16 protein-coding genes and 1 pseudogene are annotated in these 16,388 nt (G+C 73.8%); 7 read left to right on the plus strand and 10 right to left on the minus strand.

Features of this window, described 5'->3' with window-relative positions; genetic code table 11:
* Nucleotides 1-89: 89 nt before the first annotated feature.
* Together ABZ807_RS15015 and ABZ807_RS15020 are read right to left on the minus strand one after the other, a co-directional pair.
* Nucleotides 90-818, minus strand: a complete 729-nt coding sequence (locus ABZ807_RS15015) for a helical backbone metal receptor (protein WP_357156959.1) — start codon at nucleotides 816-818, stop codon at nucleotides 90-92.
* 271 nt (nucleotides 819-1,089) lie between these two features.
* Complete coding sequence (locus tag ABZ807_RS15020; RefSeq protein WP_357156962.1) at nucleotides 1,090-1,518, minus strand: DICT sensory domain-containing protein; 429 nt, start codon at nucleotides 1,516-1,518, stop codon at nucleotides 1,090-1,092.
* A gap of 165 nt (nucleotides 1,519-1,683) precedes the next feature.
* Here ABZ807_RS15020 and ABZ807_RS15025 point away from each other — a divergent pair, with 165 nt between their 5' ends.
* Together ABZ807_RS15025 and ABZ807_RS15030 are read left to right on the plus strand one after the other, a co-directional pair.
* Complete coding sequence (locus tag ABZ807_RS15025; RefSeq protein ID WP_357156965.1) at nucleotides 1,684-2,571, plus strand: hypothetical protein; 888 nt, start codon at nucleotides 1,684-1,686, stop codon at nucleotides 2,569-2,571.
* Between the two features lie 306 nt (nucleotides 2,572-2,877).
* Nucleotides 2,878-4,124 (plus strand): annotated as a pseudogene (locus tag ABZ807_RS15030) (hypothetical protein).
* Nucleotides 4,125-4,190: 66 nt separating this feature from the next.
* On the opposite strand, the gene ABZ807_RS15035 reads toward ABZ807_RS15030, so the two are convergent.
* On the minus strand, nucleotides 4,191-4,430 hold the full coding sequence (locus ABZ807_RS15035) for a hypothetical protein (protein WP_357157410.1): 240 nt from the start codon (nucleotides 4,428-4,430) through the stop codon (nucleotides 4,191-4,193).
* On the opposite strand from ABZ807_RS15035, the gene ABZ807_RS15040 reads away from it, so the two are divergent.
* Entirely contained in the window at nucleotides 4,351-4,605 is a 255-nt protein-coding gene (locus tag ABZ807_RS15040; protein WP_357156968.1) for a DUF664 domain-containing protein, read from the plus strand. The genes ABZ807_RS15035 and ABZ807_RS15040 overlap by 80 nt on opposite strands.
* Before the next feature lie 134 nt (nucleotides 4,606-4,739).
* On the opposite strand, the gene ABZ807_RS15045 is transcribed toward ABZ807_RS15040, so the two are convergent.
* On the minus strand, nucleotides 4,740-5,087 hold the full coding sequence (locus tag ABZ807_RS15045) for an Lsr2 family protein (protein WP_357156971.1): 348 nt from the start codon (nucleotides 5,085-5,087) through the stop codon (nucleotides 4,740-4,742).
* A gap of 424 nt (nucleotides 5,088-5,511) precedes the next feature.
* Between ABZ807_RS15045 and lon the strand changes: the two genes are divergently transcribed.
* Nucleotides 5,512-7,842, plus strand: a complete 2,331-nt coding sequence (gene lon / locus ABZ807_RS15050) for an endopeptidase La (protein WP_357156974.1) — start codon at nucleotides 5,512-5,514, stop codon at nucleotides 7,840-7,842.
* Between the two features lie 73 nt (nucleotides 7,843-7,915).
* On the opposite strand, the gene ABZ807_RS15055 is transcribed toward lon, so the two are convergent.
* Complete coding sequence (locus tag ABZ807_RS15055; RefSeq protein ID WP_357156977.1) at nucleotides 7,916-8,404, minus strand: SgcJ/EcaC family oxidoreductase; 489 nt, start codon at nucleotides 8,402-8,404, stop codon at nucleotides 7,916-7,918.
* A gap of 55 nt (nucleotides 8,405-8,459) precedes the next feature.
* Here ABZ807_RS15055 and ABZ807_RS15060 point away from each other — a divergent pair, with 55 nt between their 5' ends.
* Entirely contained in the window at nucleotides 8,460-8,927 is a 468-nt protein-coding gene (locus ABZ807_RS15060; RefSeq protein WP_357156980.1) for a MarR family transcriptional regulator, read from the plus strand.
* A gap of 126 nt (nucleotides 8,928-9,053) precedes the next feature.
* Here the strand turns inward: ABZ807_RS15060 and ABZ807_RS15065 are convergent, their stop codons facing one another.
* Both ABZ807_RS15065 and ABZ807_RS15070 read right to left on the minus strand, forming a co-directional pair.
* On the minus strand, nucleotides 9,054-10,850 hold the full coding sequence (locus tag ABZ807_RS15065) for a DEAD/DEAH box helicase (protein WP_357156983.1): 1,797 nt from the start codon (nucleotides 10,848-10,850) through the stop codon (nucleotides 9,054-9,056).
* 68 nt (nucleotides 10,851-10,918) lie between these two features.
* A complete protein-coding gene (locus ABZ807_RS15070) occupies nucleotides 10,919-11,758 on the minus strand; it encodes a hypothetical protein (RefSeq protein ID WP_357156986.1) in 840 nt (279 codons plus the stop codon).
* Nucleotides 11,759-11,891: 133 nt separating this feature from the next.
* On the opposite strand from ABZ807_RS15070, the gene ABZ807_RS15075 reads away from it, so the two are divergent.
* Both ABZ807_RS15075 and ABZ807_RS15080 read left to right on the plus strand, forming a co-directional pair.
* A complete protein-coding gene (locus ABZ807_RS15075; protein ID WP_357156989.1) occupies nucleotides 11,892-13,043 on the plus strand; it encodes a histidine kinase in 1,152 nt (383 codons plus the stop codon).
* Entirely contained in the window at nucleotides 13,040-13,645 is a 606-nt protein-coding gene (locus ABZ807_RS15080) for a response regulator transcription factor (protein WP_357156992.1), read from the plus strand. The genes ABZ807_RS15075 and ABZ807_RS15080 overlap by 4 nt, the downstream gene beginning before the upstream one ends.
* On the opposite strand, the gene ABZ807_RS15085 is transcribed toward ABZ807_RS15080, so the two are convergent.
* From ABZ807_RS15085 to ABZ807_RS15095, 3 genes are read right to left on the minus strand one after another with little or no spacing between them, the layout of a single operon-like run.
* Entirely contained in the window at nucleotides 13,646-14,104 is a 459-nt protein-coding gene (locus tag ABZ807_RS15085; RefSeq protein ID WP_357156995.1) for a nucleoside deaminase, read from the minus strand. It abuts the gene before it with no gap.
* Nucleotides 14,105-14,114: 10 nt separating this feature from the next.
* Complete coding sequence (locus ABZ807_RS15090) at nucleotides 14,115-15,731, minus strand: hypothetical protein (protein ID WP_357156998.1); 1,617 nt, start codon at nucleotides 15,729-15,731, stop codon at nucleotides 14,115-14,117.
* Nucleotides 15,724-16,299: an IS607 family transposase gene (locus ABZ807_RS15095; RefSeq protein ID WP_357157001.1), complete on the minus strand. Its 576-nt coding sequence runs from the start codon at nucleotides 16,297-16,299 to the stop codon at nucleotides 15,724-15,726. The genes ABZ807_RS15090 and ABZ807_RS15095 overlap by 8 nt, the downstream gene beginning before the upstream one ends.
* Nucleotides 16,300-16,388: the final 89 nt, after the last annotated feature.

Raw genomic sequence — 16,388 nt, forward strand, 5'->3', positions numbered from 1 at the left:
GGAGTCCGTCCGCACCGGCGACGACCTGACCCGGCGGGGCGCGCGACAGGCGCGAAGGGCCCGGTGCGGCCCGGTCGTTTCGCGCCCTGTCAGGTCGGGTGGGTCACCGGGTCGGCGAGCTGCGCGGCCAGCAGCGCGGGCGCCTCCGCCAACGACGGGCCGTACCAGGTGAGGTGCCGGCCGGAGACCAGCGCGCAGGGCGTGCCAGGGAACGCCTCCGGGCCGTCCGCGGCGGTGAACGCGTACGGCTCGTCGGGCAGCACGACCAGGTCGGGTTCCCGGGCCCGCAGCGCGTCGAGGTCCGGGCGCGGGTACCGCTGCGCGTCGTCGGCGTACAGGTTCGCCACGCCGAGCCGGCGCAGCACGTCCCCGGCGAAGGTGTCGCCGCCGAGCACCACCCAGGGCCGGCGCCACACCGGCACGACGGCCCGGCGCAGCACCGGCGGCGTGGCCGGGGCGGCCCAGGCGCGCCGGGCGGCGGCGAGCCAGTCCGGTTCGGCGGTGACGCCGAGCGCGGTGAGCAGGTCGGCCAGTTCGGTCAGCGCCTGCGGCACGGTACGCGGGTAGGTGACCCGGACCGGCACCCCGGCCGCGATCAGCGCGTCGGCGTCGGCCCGTCGGTTCTCCTCCACGTTGAGCAGCACCAGGTCCGGGCGCAGGGCGAGCACCCGGTCCAGGTCCGGGTACTTGCTGCCGCCCACCCGGGCCACGTCCAGCCCCTCCGGGTGCGTGCACCAGTCGGTCGCGCCGACCAGCACCTCCGGCACGGTCACCGCCACCGCCTCGGTCAGCGACGGCACCAGCGAGACCACCCGCACGGCGTACCCCCTCCTGCGGCGCGGACCGCGCCGGTGCGACGGCGGCCCACCACCGCCAGTCCGATCCATTCCTGCTCCGGTCGCCGGTCCCGGCGGCGTGAGCCGCCCCCGCCCACCTTCGCCGTCGTGGCCCGGCCCACCTTCGCCGTCGTGGCCCGGCCGGCCGTCGCCGTCGTGGCCTCCCGGGCCACCGTGACGACCGGCACACCCTCCCGGGCGGCCCACTCGACGGCGTGCCGCACCTCGGCCACCGGCAGCGGCCGCCGGTCGGTCACGGTGACCGCGGCGTGCACCGCGTAGGCGACGAACGGGTACGACCGGGCCAGCCCGGCCAGCGCGGCATGCACCCGGCCGGCGACGGCCAGCGCCTCGGCCACCTCGACCTCGCGGCGGTCCCCGGCCACCAGGGTCGCGCCGAAGCGCGGGTCAGCGCCACCACGGTCCACTCCCGGGCCAGTTCCCCGGCCTCGTCGAGCGCCACCCCGTACGCCCCGGCGGGCAGCCCCGACGGCGGCTCGCCGACCAGCCCGACCACCGTCACCGCCGCCCCGGTGGCGATCCGTTCGTAGCGGGCCCGTTCCCGGGCGAAGTACGGCAACCGCTGGAACAGCGCGATCACCACCAACGGCCCGTCCTCGGCGGTGGCCAGCGCCGCCTGCTCGATGGCGTGGGAGACGGTGACGAGGTTCCGCTTGGTCAACCGTTCCGGGACCTGTCCGCTGTGCCGCACGCGCTGAGCCTAGAGAAGACGGCCGGCCCGCGCATCCGGCGGCGCGGGACCCCGGATCCGACCGCATCGGCGAGGCGACGGCTCGACGCCCTAGACTCGCCCGGTCGACCGACCACGTGAGGATCCGGCATCACCATGACGACGCGTACCGCCACCGATGATGGTTCCCGGCTGCGCCCGCTGCCGGTCGACGACGGCGCGCTGTTCACCCGGGCCGGTCAGGTGGTGTACGCCGGCCGCCGGCTCGGTGACCTGGTGGCCCGGCGCCCGGAGGGGATCACCGGGCACCAGTGGAGTTCGGCGACCCGCGAGGAGTTCGACCACGTGGTCGGTGCCGCCGACACCGGCCGGCCGCTCTTCGCCGTGGTGCTCGGCGCGCCGGCGCCGGCCGGCTCGGCGGGGCAGCGCGCCGAACGGATGCGGGACGCCGTCTGCGCCGCGGTCGGCCTGCCCGTGCTGCGGATCGAGTCGCAGGCCCTGCGGTCCGCCGCGCACGGCCGGCGGATCGTCGGGTACGTCATCGACGCCCGCGCCTACGCCGGCCCTGACCCGGCGGCAGGGCAGGACGGCGACGGATTCGACGCGCCGGTCGGGTTCCGCGACATCGTCGGTCGGCTGCCCGACGGCCGCGAGGGTCACGTCAACGACCTCGGCGCGCTGGTCCGGGCCGCGGCCGTCGACGCGTACGTGTCCCGGCAGTTGGCCGACCCCATCGTGCGGGGGCTGCACGTCCGGTGGCGGGACGGGGCAGCCGAGGGGTGGAGCTGGGTCGAGGTGCGGCCCGGTCGCTGCCTGGTCGAGCGGGTGACGGTCCGCGAGCACCGCTTCTGGTGCGGGGTGGACGCCGCCCGGCTGGCCGAGGACCTGGCCGCCGTCGCGGTCGGGGACCGGCTGCGCGCGCTGGAGACCGACGAGCCGGCGCTGGTGGACCGGGGCGAGCTGCGGCGGGAGATCCGTGGGCTGCGCGCCCGCCGGGACGAACTGGTGGACGATTTCGCCTTCGACCACCTCTGCACCGACTGACACCTCCGGGCGCAGCGTCGCCGCGCGGTGACTCCACGTCCTCCGCGGCGCCCCGTCGTCGCCATTTCGTTCCGAATTCCTCGATCCGGGTTGAACCATCGTCGGCGGCGCTTCGCACCTAAGCGGGAATGGACACACATCTTCCCAGCCGCGCCACCCGACGCGGCGGACGGTGCGGAAGGGCATCGTCGGCCATCGACGTGCGACCGGACCGTCGCAGTGATCCGACGGGCGTCCCACCCCGAAATTCTCCGTCCGCCCGGCGCGTCACGAGTCAGGTACCGGATCGAGAAGGAGAGCAATTCGATGCGCAGGTCCACAGGGGCGCGCCGGTCATCCGGTAACGCGCGGAGCAAGCGGCTGCTGGCGGCGGTCGGCGCGCTCGCGGTCTTCGGCGGTATCGCCGCGGTGACCCAGATCTCGTCGGCCCACGAGAATCCGCGACGGACCCGCAACGTCTCGTCCGCCTGTGTGACGCCGAGCCCTGGCGCCACCTCGCCGAGCGGCCGCGGCAGCACCACGCAGATGTGGCAGGACGGTCGATGGGTGCGCAACCACTGGGGTGACGGCCAGCTGTCGGTCGCCGAGTGCCACGCCGTCAAGGACGGCAACGCGCCGGTGGACACCGTCGCCTCCGGCGTGGTCTGTCCGGACGTGGCCGGCAAGCTTCCCCAGGTCCCGGACCGCGCCAAGGCCGAGGTCGACCGGAGCCTCGCCCTGCTGCAGACCCAGATCGCCGAGGCCGACCGGCGGCTGGCGGCCGAGGGTCGAAGGGGCAGAACTTCATCGACAACGCCATCCTGCCCCCGTTGGAGGACAAGCGTCGCGCGACCTTGAACCGGATCGCGACCACGATCGGCCGGATGGCGCAGCGCCCGCAGGGCCTGGACCAGCTCGCCAGGTTCACCGTCGCCGCCAACACCAACGGCGGCCAGACGGGCGGCCAGAACGGCGGGCAGAACGGCGGCGGGCAGAACAACAGTGGCGGGAACAACAACGGCAACGCGCTCGGTGTGCTGGCCAAGGACTGCGCCAACAGCAAGCTCCAGCCGCACGACGGTTTCCAGAACGGCAACCGGTGCGTCAGCACCGCCTTCGGCGTGGTCGGCGCGGCCGCCGACAACCCGTCCCTGCTGATCACCCAGTTCCCCGACGAGGTGCAGCGCAACCAGGCGTTCACCCTGCGGGTCTCCACCCGGAACCTGATCCGTGACCGGTTCCTCGCGGCCGGCCAGGGCGGCTACTACCTGGAGAGCTCGGTCCTCAACGACCAGGGGCTGACCCGCGGTCACTTCCACACCGCCTGCCGGATGGTGCAGAGCACCACCGAGGCCCCGTCGAATCCGCAGGACGTGCCGGCGTTCTTCGTCGCCACCGAGGACGGTCGGGGCGGTGGCCAGGCCGACGAGGTGGCGATCCAGGTCCCCGGCCTGCCGCGGTCGGGAACGGCGCAGTGTGCGGTCTGGGCCGGTGATGGCTCGCACCGGGTGCCGATGATGGAGCGGGCCAACCAGACCCCCGCCTTCGACGTGGTGCGTATTCAGGTCAACTGACCCGTCGTACGGGACGGCCGCGGGCCGCCCGGAGGGATCCGGGCGGCCCGCGGCCGTCCGCTCAGACTAGCGCCGGGGCCGGCCGGGCCGGCGCCGCGGCCGGGGCGCGCAGCGCGGCGATCCGGCGCCGCCGGGCCGGGCCGGGCCGGCGGCCAGGTTGCCGACGGCCACAACGGTCAGCGCGTAGGCCCAGACGCCGCGGAGCAGGTCGCGCCGTGTCCGCCGGGTGACGACGACGCAGAGTGGCAGGTGGACGCCCTGTCGACGGAGCAGGTGTGGCGGGCGTACCGGGCGGAGGCGGCGCACACCCGCCGAATCATCGCCGGGGTGCCGCTGTCGTGGCGCTCGGCGGCCGGTTCCACGCGGCCGAGCAGCGCCGTCGCTGGGCCGGATCCTGTTCCACCTGCTGCAGGAGTACGCCCGGCACGTGGGGCAGCTCAACGTGGCCCGCCAGCTTCTCGACGGCGTGACGGGGGAGTGATCCGTCCGTCGGTTCCCGTCAGGGCACACCGGCGGGTGGAAATTGTTAACGGGGGCGAAAAGCGCGCCGGGGCCATCACTGATTTCTCAGCGTGACCCCGGCGCGGCGGATCGTGATGCCCCGGCGGTGCGGGGTCAGCGGTTCTTCCACGCCTCCACGACGTTGACCGGGATGCGCCCGCGCTCGGAAATCTCGTAGCCGTTCTTGGCGGCCCATTCCCGGATGGCCCGGTTCTGCTCGCGGTCCATTCCCGACACCGCGCCACGGACCGGGCGGCGGGCCAGGCGGCCGGCGTCCACGTTGCCCCGCCCCATTCGCCTGCCAGCGTTGATGTACGGGTCCAGGGCCTTGCGCAGGACCCCCGCGTTCTCGTCGGAGAGGTCGATGGTGTACACCCCCCCGTCCAGGCCGAACTCGACGGTCCGATCGGCCTTTCCGCCGTCGAGATCGTCGGTCAGAACGGTGATTACTTTCCTTGCCATCGCCATTGCTCCCTGTGTCGGGCGGGGTGTGGCTAAGAGTTTGACGTATCGGCCGGCTATTCCGCAACAATATGCGTCTGTTTCATTTGACGAGTCGCGGCAATCGTGGAAAATCCGCGCGGGCCAAAGGGCGTGCGGCAGCAGTCCGTGAGCGGTCCGGCGGGTCCCGCCGCCGCGCCGACGGGGCCGCGACGTAACGTCGCAACGCTGCCGGTATCCGTTTCACCGCCCGCCCCGGGGCGTGCCGTCGCTCGGCGATCTACACCGTGCTCCGGCGGGCCGCACCGGACCGCTGCTGCCGCCGCGACCTGCTGTTGTCACGGGTCGCCTCGCGGCGGCGTGGCCTGGATCACACCCCGGAACAAGGGGAACACCTTGTGACTTGAGCCTGACACGCTCAACTCAACGCGATAGCAGGTGTTCGATGGCAACTCTTCCGGTACTTCCCCTGACCGACGCCGTCCTGCTGCCCGGCATGGTCATCCCGGTGACCCTCGACCCGACCACCCAGGCCGCGGTCGACGCGGCCCGCGCCACCGGCGACAAGCAGCTCCTCGCGGTGCCCCGCATCGACGGCGAGTACGGCTCCGTCGGCACGATCGCCACCATCGAGAAGGTCGGCCGGCTGCCCAGCGGCGAACCCGCCGCCGTGGTGCGCGGCCTCGCCCGGGCCCGGATCGGCTCCGGCGTTCCCGGACCCGGCGCCGCCCTCTGGGTCGAGGCGACCGAACTCGACGAACCCGCCCCGGCCGGCCGGGCCCGGGACCTCGCCCGCGAGTACCGCGCGCTGATGACCTCGGTCCTTCAGCAGCGCGGCGCCTGGCAGGTCATCGACGCCATGGAGCGGATGACCGACCTCTCCGAGCTTGCCGATGCGGCCGGCTACGCGCCCTGGCTCACCCTGGCCCAGAAGACCGAACTGCTCGCCGCCCCGGACGTCGTCGCCCGGCTGGAACTGCTGGTCGGCTGGGTGAAGGACCACCTGGCCGAGCAGGAGGTCACCGAGCGGATCAACAGCGACGTCCGCGAGGGCCTGGAGAAGTCCCAGCGGGAGTTTCTGCTCCGCCAGCAGCTCGCCGCCATCCGCAAGGAGTTGGGCGAGGACGAGCCGGACGGCTCCGCCGACTACCGGGCCCGGGTCGAGGCTGCCGAGCTGCCCGAGAAGGTACGCGAGGCGGCGCTGCGCGAGGTCGGCAAGCTGGAGCGGGCCAGCGACGCCTCCCCGGAGGCGGGCTGGATCCGTACCTGGCTGGACACGGTGCTGGAGATGCCGTGGACCACGCGTACCGAGGACAACACCGACCTGGCCGCGGCCCGGGCCGTGCTCGACGCCGACCACGCCGGCCTGGCCGACGTGAAGGACCGCATCCTGGAGTACCTCGCGGTGCGCAACCGGCGCGCCGAGCGCAACCTCGGCGTGGTCGGCGGCCGCGGCTCCGGCGCGGTCCTCGCCCTCGCCGGCCCGCCCGGCGTCGGCAAGACCAGCCTCGGCGAGTCGATCGCCCGGGCGCTCGGACGCAACTTCGTCCGGGTGTCGCTCGGCGGCGTCCGCGACGAGGCGGAGATCCGCGGTCACCGGCGCACCTACGTCGGCGCGCTGCCCGGCCGGATCGTCCGCGCGCTGCGGGAGGCCGGCTCGATGAACCCGGTCGTGCTCCTCGACGAGGTCGACAAGCTGGCCGCCGGCTACGCCGGCGACCCGGCCGCCGCCCTGCTGGAGGTGCTCGACCCGGCGCAGAACCACACCTTCCGGGACCACTACCTGGAGGTCGACCTCGACCTGTCCGACGTGCTCTTCCTGGCCACCGCCAACGTGGTGGAGACCATCCCCGGCCCGCTGCTGGACCGGATGGAGCTGGTCACCCTGGACGGCTATACCGAGGACGAGAAGGTGGCCATCGCCCGGGACCACCTGCTGCCCCGGCAGCGGGAGCGGGCCGGCCTGACCGCCGACGAGGTCACCGTTGTTGACGAGGCCATCGCGCGGATCGCGGGCGAGCACACCCGGGAGGCCGGCGTGCGGCAGCTCGAACGCGCCCTGGCGAAGATCCTGCGCAGGGTCGCCGTCGGGCTGGCCACCGACCCGGCACCGGTCCGGGTGGACACCGGCAACCTGGCCCGCTACCTGGGCCGGCCGAAGTTCACCCCGGAGTCGGCCGAGCGCACCGCGGTGCCCGGCGTGGCCACCGGCCTGGCGGTCACCGGCGCCGGCGGGGACGTGCTCTTCATCGAGGCGACCAGCATGGAGGGCGAGCCGGGGCTGACCCTCACCGGCCAGCTCGGCGACGTGATGAAGGAGTCCGCGCACATCGCGTGGTCGTATCTGCGCTCCAACGGGCGCCGGTACGGGCTGGACCCGAACGCCCTCGCCGGGCGGCGGATCCACCTGCACGTGCCGGCGGGCGCGGTGCCCAAGGACGGCCCCAGCGCCGGCATCACCATGGTCACCGCGCTGGCGTCCCTGGTGACCGGCCGGCCGGTGCGGCCCGAGTTCGGGATGACCGGCGAGGTGACCCTCTCCGGCCGGGTGCTGCCCATCGGCGGGGTGAAGCAGAAGCTGCTCGCTGCCCACCGGGCCGGCCTGACCGAGGTGATCATCCCGGCCCGCAACGAGCCGGACCTGGACGACCTGCCCACCGAGGTCCGCGAGGCGCTGACCGTGCACACCCTCGCCGACGTCGCCGACGTGCTCGCCCGGGCGCTGCGCCCGGCTGACGCCGACACCCTCACCGGGCCGGCGCTCACCGCCGCCTGACCGGCCCGGCGCGACCGGGGGCGCGGGCACTCCGCCCGCGCCCCCGGTCCGTCGCGATGGCGGCGGTGGCCGGTCAGCGTACGGGTCGGCCGAGCCGGAGCCGGCGCGCGCATCGTCCCATCGCCCGGGACAGCCTCGCGGGCGCGGAGTCGGGCGCGGGGATCCGTATCGGGCGGACCCGGCCGTTGTGCAAGGCGGTGAACCGCCACCCCTCGCCGGTCCGGACCGCGACCAGGGTCTGTCGGGACAGCCGGCGCCGGGGCAGCCGGGACCGCCACGGCATGAGCACCGACCCGGTCCCGTGCACGACCGCCACGTCGGCGGTGACCAGGCGGATCGACTCCACCTCGCCGACCAGCGCCGAGCCGGCGAGCACGCCCCGGAAGAGCTGGTCGTGGGCCGCCTGCATGGGCGTGCGGCCGGTCGCCCTGGTGCCGTCGTACGAAACGTAGTCCGAGTCCGGCGTGAAGCAGGCGCCGTAGGCGGTGGCGTCATTCGCGGTCCAGGCGGCCAGCAGCCGGTCGAAGAGTTGCTGGATCTCGGCGCGGTCGTCGTCGGTCACGGAAACCTCCTGCTACTGTTCGATCGTCGAAACTAACGTTAGCAGAAAGATTCGAATGTCGAAAAGTGAGTTGGCGCGCGAGGTGGCCCGGCAGGTCCGGCTCCTGCAACAAAGCTTCGACGCGTTCGACGAGGCGGCAGCGGCCCGGCTCGGCATCAACCGTACGGACCTGCGGGCCCTGGACATCGTCGTTGGCGGTGGACCGCTGACCGCCGGGGAACTGACCACGGCGTTGCGGCTCAGCCCGGCGGCCACCACCACCGTCATCGACCGGCTGGAACGAGCGGGACTGGTGGCGCGTACCCGGGACCCGGGGAACCGGCGTCGGGTCCTGGTGGCGGCCACCGAGGCGGCCCACACCGCCGAACGGGAGGTCTACCAGCCAATCGGCGAGGCGGGCCTGCGGGCCCTCGGCCGCTACGACGGCACCCAACTGGCCACCATCGTCGAATTCCTGGCCACCGCCCGCGCGGTGCAGCAGGAGCACGCCGAGCGGCTGGCCGCACCCCCGCGGCAGCCCTGAGGCTGCTCACGCGGGCGCCGCCGACACCCCCACAGGCCGGCGCTCAGCACCACCTGACCGGCGACGCCGCCCGAGGCGGCGGGACGCAACGAGGCCCCGGTCGTCGACCGGGGGCCTCGGCGTACCTCAGTGCCGGTCGCGGCGCTCCCGGCTGCCGAAGTCCCGGTCGCGGCGCTCGCGCCGGTCACCGCCGTCGAAGCGGCGCTCGTCGCCGTCGCCGTCCCGGTCCCGGCGTACGGTGGCCTTGCGGCCCTTGATGGTGCTGCCGCGCAGCCCCGCGATCACGTCGTCGGCGACCCCGACCGGCACCTCCACCAACGAGAACCGGTCGGCGATCTCGATCGAGCCGATGTCCCGCCCGTTCAGCCCGGTCTCCCCGGTGATCGCCCCCACCAGGTCCTGCGGGCGGACGCCGGCGCGCCGGCCCAGCCCGATGAAGACCTGGGTGGTGCCGCCCGGGCGCGGTCGGGCGCCGCCGCGCCGATGGTCCCCCCGGCCCCCGGCCTCCGGCCGGCCCTCCCGGGGGGCCCGCACCGCGACCTGGGGGATCTCCTCCTCGTCCTCGGTGGTCGGCCCGGCCGCCTCGTGGGCCAGTTTCACCGCCGCCAGCGCGACCTCCATCAGGTCGAACTCGTCGCTGAGCGTCTCCACGATCACCCGGAACGGGTCCAGGTCGTCCTCCAGCAGCGACTCGCGCAGCGCGGCCTGGGTCAGCTCCAGCCGGCGGGTCCGCAGGTCGGCCACCGTCGGGATCTTGTCGATGCCGATCCGCTGACCGGTCACCCGCTCGATGGTCTTGAGCATCCGGTGCTCGCGCGGCTCGGCGAGGGTGATCGCCACGCCCTCCCGCCCGGCCCGGCCCACCCGGCCGATCCGGTGCACGTACGACTCCGGCGCCGACGGCACGTCGTAGTTGACCACGTGGGTGAGCTGCTCCACGTCCAGGCCTCGGGCGGCCACGTCCGTGGCGACCAGCAGGTCCGCCGTGCCCGCGCGCAGCCGGCCCATCACCCGGTCGCGCTGCTCCTGGCTCATCCCGCCGTGCAACGCCTCGGCCCGGTAACCGCGACCGTTCATCGTCTCGGTGAGCCGGTCCACCTCCTCCCGGCTGCGGCAGAAGACGATCGCCGCGGTGGGGGACTCCACGTCGAGCACCCGGCCCAGCGCGGCCGGCTTGTGCGCCCGGGTGACGATGTACGCGCTCTGCCGCACCCGGGGCGCCTCGCCGGCGACCGGCTGCTCCCGGCCGATCTGGATGCGCACCGGGTCGGTCAGGTGCTGGCGGGCCATCCCGTCGATCCGGGACGGCATGGTGGCCGAGAAGAGCACCGTCTGCCGCTGTGCCGGGGCGTGCTCCAGGATCGCCTCGATGTCCTCGGCGAAGCCCATGTCGAGCATCTCGTCCGCCTCGTCCAGCACCACCGTGGCCAGCTCGCCCAGGCGCAGCGTGCCCCGGGCGATGTGGTCCAGGGCCCGGCCGGGGGTGGCCACCACCACGTCCACGCCCATGTCGAGCGCCCGCAGCTGCCGGCCGATCGGCTGGCCGCCGTAGATCGGCAGTACCCGGGTGCCCAGGTCCTTGCCGTAACGGTGGAACGCCTCCGATACCTGCACCGCCAGCTCCCGGGTCGGCACCAGCACCAGCGACACCGGGTCGCCCCCGCCGCGCCCGTCCGGCATCCGTTGCAACAGCGGGAGCGCGAACGCGGCCGTCTTGCCCGTACCGGTGGCCGCCTGACCGAGCAGGTCCTGACCGGCCAGCAGCGGTGGGATCGCCTCCCGCTGGATCGGGGTCGGCTCCTCGTAGCCGAGGGCTGAGAGCGCGCCGAGCAGTTCGGCGCGCAGCCCGAGATCCGCGAAGGCGGTCGCCTCCTCGTCGCTGCCGGTGGTGGTGGGGTCGGTCGGTGCGGGTGCGGAACTCATGGGCAGAGCTTTTCATTACCCGCCCGCGCCCGCTCCGGCGACCGGCACAACCGTCGCCCGCGACACGCTCAGCCGACGATGGTGAGCACGGTGGTGACCCCGACGACGACGTCGACGACGGCGCACCACTCGGCGTATCCGCGCGGCACCACCCGGCCGGTGCGGTGGTGCGCGACGTCCCAGCCGGCGTGCCCCAGCCAGCCGGCAGCCACCAGCCAGCGGGCCGGCCCGTCGTCCGCGACCGCCGCCAGCCCGGCCAGTGCCGTCCAGCCCGCCAGGCCGGCCAGCTGCACCGGCAGCGCACCCGGGGTACGCCACTGCCGGCGCAGCGTGCCGAGCAGCAGGTAGCCGGCCGGCAGCACCAGCAGGCTCCACGGCGGCAGGGCCACCGGGGCGACCCAGTTGTCGACCGTCATCAGCAGGGCCAGCCAGGTCGGCCAGCGGCGCGCCAGCGCGGCCACCACCGGGTGTCGGGGCGCCGGCGCCGGGTGCCCGTGCCGGTGCCGCAGCGCCACCAGGACCATCGCCGGGAGCATCAGCAGATGCCCGCCGAGCATCAGGGCGTCCCCGCCGATCAGCCCAGCGGCGAAGGGCACGAGCAGCAGCAGGAACGGCAGGTACATGGCGGCGACCATCTCGGCGGTGGCGCGGGCCGGGTGGGCCCGGTGCCACATCCAGGCGGCCATCCCGATCGACATGTCAGTCGCCATCACCAGGGCGGCGACCTCCGGCCGGGCCAGCGTGCCGGAGAAGCCCAGCGCCGCGCCGGCCGTGCGCCAGAGCGGACCGAGCAGCAGCATCCCGACCACCATGGCGACGGTCATCTCGGCCAGGTGCCGCAGCAGGCGGCGGCCGGGGCGGTCCGCGGGGGTCGGCGGGGACGAGGGTACGGCGAGTGTCTCGGACATGCCTCGACCCTGCCGCCGACCGGCGCCCGGGCGACAGGCGCGACCGTCACGGAAAGACCGTGCGGGGCGCACGGCCGGACCGTGACGTTCCGTCCGGGTGGCCGGGGCCGGCCGGGCCCTAGGATCAGCGGACATGACGGTCGGCGTGGCGGCGACGGACCGGCGGCTGCGCCGGGCCCGCAGGGTGACCCTCGGATCGCTGGCCGTCAGCCTCTGGGCCAGCCTGCTGCTGCCCGGGATCGGCCTGACCCGGGAGCCCGACCCGGTCCGGCTGGCGTGCGGCGCGGTGGGTGTCGTCGCGTTCGCGCTCGCGCAGACCGCGGTGCTGCACGCGGCGGTCACGCCGTGGCTGGCCCAGCGGCGGCGACGCCGGTTCGAGATCGCGTTCGCCGTCGTCGCGGCGCTCAGCGTGCCCCTGGTCGGCCCGGTGGCGGCCGGCTCCTGGCCGACCTGGGCCTGGCTCGGCGCCTCGCTGATCGGCATGACCCCGCTGCTGCTGCGGCCCGCTGCCGCGCTGGCCGCCGCCGCGGCGATCGGGGCGGTCGCGCTGGCGGTGGCCGCCTGGACCGGCGGGGCGCTCGGCCCCACCCTGGCCGTCACCGGCCTCGTCGGCGGCGGGACCGCCGCGGTCAACCGGGTGCAGGTGTGGTTCTGGGATCTGCTCGTCGAGGCCCGGCAGGGGCAGGCGGCCCAGGCCCGGCTCGCCGCCGCCGAGGAGCGGCTGCGCTTCGCCCGGGACGTGCACGACCTGCTCGGGCACGACCTCACGGTGATCGCGCTCAAGGCCGAACTGGCGGCCCGGCTCGCCCCGGTCGACGCCGGCCGGGCCGGCCGGGAGGCCGCCGAGGTGCAGCGGCTCGCCGGCTCGGCGCTGCACCGGGTCCGCGAGGCGGTGCACGGGTACCGGGCGGTCGACCTCGCCGAACAGCTCGCCGCGGTGGCGGAGGTGCTGCGCTCCTGCGGGGTGAGGTGCGACGTCGTACCCCCGCCGGACGACCTGCCGGCGGGTGTCGCCGCCGAGCTGGCGGCGGTGCTGCGCGAGGCGGGCACGAACGTGCTGCGGCACAGCCGGGCCGGCTGGTGCCGGATCGAGATCACCCGGGAGGGCGGCGTGGCCACGATGACGGTACGCAACGACGGCGTCGGCGCCGACGCCGAACCGGACCGGCACAGCCACGGGCTGCGCGGCCTGACCGAGCGGCTGGCGGCGGCCGGCGGCGGCCTGCGTACCCGCCGGGCGGCCGGCGTCTTCACCGTCGAGGCGACCGTGCCGGTGAGCCCGTGATCCGGGTGCTGCTCGCCGACGACGAGGAGCTGATCCGGCAGGCCATCGCCGCTCTGCTCGGCCTGGAGAGCGACCTCGAGGTGGTGGCGCAGGCCGGCGACGGGCGTACCGCCCTCGACGCGGCGCGGGCCCACCGGCCGGACGTCGCCGTGGTCGACCTGGAGATGCCGCCGCCGGGCGGGATCGAGCTGGCGGCGGAACTGGGCCGCGCTCTGCCCTCGTGCGCGGTGGTGATCCTCACCGGCCACGGCCGCCCCGGCCACCTTCGGCAGGCGCTCACCGCCGGGGCCCGCGGCTTCCTGCCCAAGGGCGCTCCCGGTGGCGCGCTCGCCGACGTGATCCGCCGGGTCCACGCCGGCTCCCGGTACGTCGACCCGGCGCTGGCCGCCGACGCGCTGACCCTCCCGCCCTGCCCGCTGACCCCCCGGGAACTGGAGACGCTGCGGCTGGCCGAGTACGGCGCCCCGGTCGCGGTGATCGCCCGACGCACCCACCTGGCGGCCGGGACGGTCCGCAACCACCTGGCGGCGGGCGTGCAGAAGCTCGGCGCGGCCGACCGGGCCGAGGCGGTGCGGATCGCCCGCGAGGCGGGCTGGCTCTAGCTAGGACACCTCGACCGGCACCCGTGCCTCGTCGAACAGCGCCGGTCCGGCGTACGCCACCGGCGGCGCCGCCCCCGCTGGTCGCAGCCCGGCCAACTGCTCGGCGCTGAGCGCGTAGACCACCCGGCCCAGCCCGGAGCGCTCGATGGCGGTGGCGCACATCCCGCACGGCTGGCAACTGGTGTACATCGTCGCGCGGCCCGCCTCGTCGGCGTCGAGCCTCCGGGCCGTCCAACGGGCCAGCTTCAGCTCCGGATGCGCGGTGATGTCGTCGTCGGTCCGCTCGGTGTTGACCTCCTCGGCCAGCACCTGCCCGTCGGCGGCGACCAGCAGCGACCCGAACGGGCCGTCCCCGGCCGCCCGGGCCGTGCCGGCCAGCTCGATCGCGCGGCGCAGGTGTTGTTCGTCGGTCTCGGTCAGCGCGCTCATCCCGGTCGGGTTCCCCGCCGGAGGGGCCACCACACCGTTCCTATGGACTGAGCATGAGTTGCACGTGCTCGGCCGCGTGCCCCGAACGGTGTTGGGCACACTGGTCCCCCGCGTTCGCTCCGTATCCGGCGCGTACGGATCGTGTCCGCGGGTCCGGTGATACGGGGGCGGGTTCCTTCGCGCTCGGGGTTCCCGGTCCGGCCTGGGCGATCCGATGCCCCTGCTCGTCACTCCGGTGGGCAGGGGGCGGTGTCGTCCGTCGCCGAATCGGGTGTCCCTGGGCGCGTCGTCCGATCGCCACGGCGGCGGCGTCGTGGCGGGTTGTCTTGCGGTTCTTGCTGGTCAGTGGCTTCTGCCAGTGCTGGGCCCCCCACTTTGAGGTGTACGCGGGGTCGACTGCGACGATCGCGACCCCGGCCGTCTGGGCCATGGATGTGATCCGGGCGCGGAGTTTGCCTGTGGGCATGCCGGAGATGAGATTGCGGAACCATTTCCGGCGGCCGTGTTTCTCCCGGGTTTTCTCCCCGTCGAAGTTCAGGTCCTCGATGGCGATCGCCGTCACGTCGCAGGTTGTCGCCCACTTCAGTAGTCGAGTCAGGGCGTGACGAACCTGGGCGTCGCGGTGGTCGACGGCGCCGGACAGGTCGTAGGGGAATCTGCGCGGGTTACCGACCGGGTTGCCGTGGACATCAAGGCGCCAGGCGGCGATGTGGTCGGCGTTGGTGTCCACGCCGATCGCACCCTCGGCCAGCGCGGCCTTGAGTGGGACCGTCCTGGTGGTTGCGCACTGCCAGGATGCGGTGATGTACCAGCGTGTGCGTTGCGCGTCGTAGTGGATGCGGTAGGCGACCGCTCGGTTGGCCTGGACGCGGTCGGCCCATTCCTGGCCGCGGTACGGGAACCGCACCTTCGCGGTGAGGACATACCGACCGTGTGGGGCGTTTGCGAGTTCGGCCAACGGGGCAGGCAACCTGATCGACACCTCGCCGAGCGGGGTGACGCGGATCGTCTCGTTGCCGTATCGCTTACCCGATTCCCCGTCGGCTTGCAGGAACCAGCGGTGGGCTTCCCAGCGTTGTCGCCACTGCGTCTCGGTCAGCCCGGTATCAGCCAAGTTGCGGCGGTTACGGGCGAGTCGCCTGCCGCCACGCACCACATGGACAATCCCGGCCTCACGGTCGGCCCGCGCCCGATCAAGCCGATCCATCAGCACATGCACGCGGCGGCTCTTGACGAACCACTCCCGCTTGCTGCGGTAGCCGCCGGGCACCCGTTTGCCGCCCCGTTGCCCGACCGGCACAGACAACCGGTGTCGGATCATCGCGATCCCGGCTTCAAGCTTGCGGACGTGCGCCAGTTGGCACCTGCGGGCCAACGCCCACTGGTCATGCGAGGCCTTGGTGATCGCTCCCGCCCAACGCGCCGACGAGTTCGGCGTCAACTGCCGCTTGCGAGCCGCCCACGTGTGCGTGGAGTGCTCCAGACCGTCAGCGCACCGGGTCTTGAGATCCTCCGAGGCCAGCGAGCCCAGATGCGAACCCACCAGGCGCAGGACCTTCTCGTCCTGACTGGTGAGGCCCTTCAAACGGTCGCTGACAGCGACCCCGGACGGGCCGGACACGACGAACGGTTGCTCAATCGAGCGCAGGTCAGCCATGCTCGGCGGCCTCGAGGGCCTTCTCGGCCCGGCTCCGAGCCGACCTACGCCCGTACAGTCGGGCGCAAAACGACGTCAGCACCTCAACCATGTCACGGACCAGATCGTCGGCGACTCCACCATCGTCAAGCACCACCAGGCGGCGACCATGGGCGCTCAGCGCGGCCTCGACCAACTCGACGTTCATACGACCCAACCGGTCCTTGTGCTCCACCACGACAGTGGTCACATTCGGGTCAGCGAGCAACCGGCGCGCCTTCGACCGAGCGCCGTTCACCCCCGATCCAATCTCGGACTCCACGCGCACCACCCGGTGGCCAGCCTTGGCCGCCCACCCCGACAGTCGGGCGACCTGGCGCTCCAGATCGGACTTCTGATCATACGACGACACCCGGGCATACAGGCCCACACCGCCGACCGCAACTGGCGCGCTGTTCGCATCCACGTTGACCAGAATCATGCGTGGGCCGACCCGCTGAGCCGGAACCGGCAAGGTGCCCTCACGAAACCAGCGGTACGCAGTGTGAGGACTAATCCCCTGCGCACGCGCCCACTCCGTCAGGTTCACAGGAACACCCGTACCGCAACTCGAACCACTTCGTGCACACCTATGCACACTCAGCCGCGAGCTATTTCCGACCCCCGCTAGTCTGACGG

The organism is Micromonospora sp. NPDC047548, from assembly GCF_040642975.1.
Lineage (GTDB): Bacteria > Actinomycetota > Actinomycetes > Mycobacteriales > Micromonosporaceae > Micromonospora.

Excerpts from the sequence above, each read along its gene's own strand:
- ABZ807_RS15025 (WP_357156965.1), top strand. The coding sequence starts at position 1,684 with ATGACGACGCGTACCGCCACCGATGATGGTTCCCGGCTGCGCCCGCTG.
- ABZ807_RS15045 (WP_357156971.1), bottom strand. The coding sequence starts at position 5,087 with ATGGCAAGGAAAGTAATCACCGTTCTGACCGACGATCTCGACGGCGGA.
- lon (WP_357156974.1), top strand. The coding sequence starts at position 5,512 with ATGGCAACTCTTCCGGTACTTCCCCTGACCGACGCCGTCCTGCTGCCC.
- ABZ807_RS15060 (WP_357156980.1), top strand. The coding sequence starts at position 8,460 with ATGTCGAAAAGTGAGTTGGCGCGCGAGGTGGCCCGGCAGGTCCGGCTC.
- ABZ807_RS15065 (WP_357156983.1), bottom strand. The coding sequence starts at position 10,850 with ATGAGTTCCGCACCCGCACCGACCGACCCCACCACCACCGGCAGCGAC.
- ABZ807_RS15070 (WP_357156986.1), bottom strand. The coding sequence starts at position 11,758 with ATGTCCGAGACACTCGCCGTACCCTCGTCCCCGCCGACCCCCGCGGAC.
- ABZ807_RS15075 (WP_357156989.1), top strand. The coding sequence starts at position 11,892 with ATGACGGTCGGCGTGGCGGCGACGGACCGGCGGCTGCGCCGGGCCCGC.
- ABZ807_RS15090 (WP_357156998.1), bottom strand. The coding sequence starts at position 15,731 with ATGGCTGACCTGCGCTCGATTGAGCAACCGTTCGTCGTGTCCGGCCCG.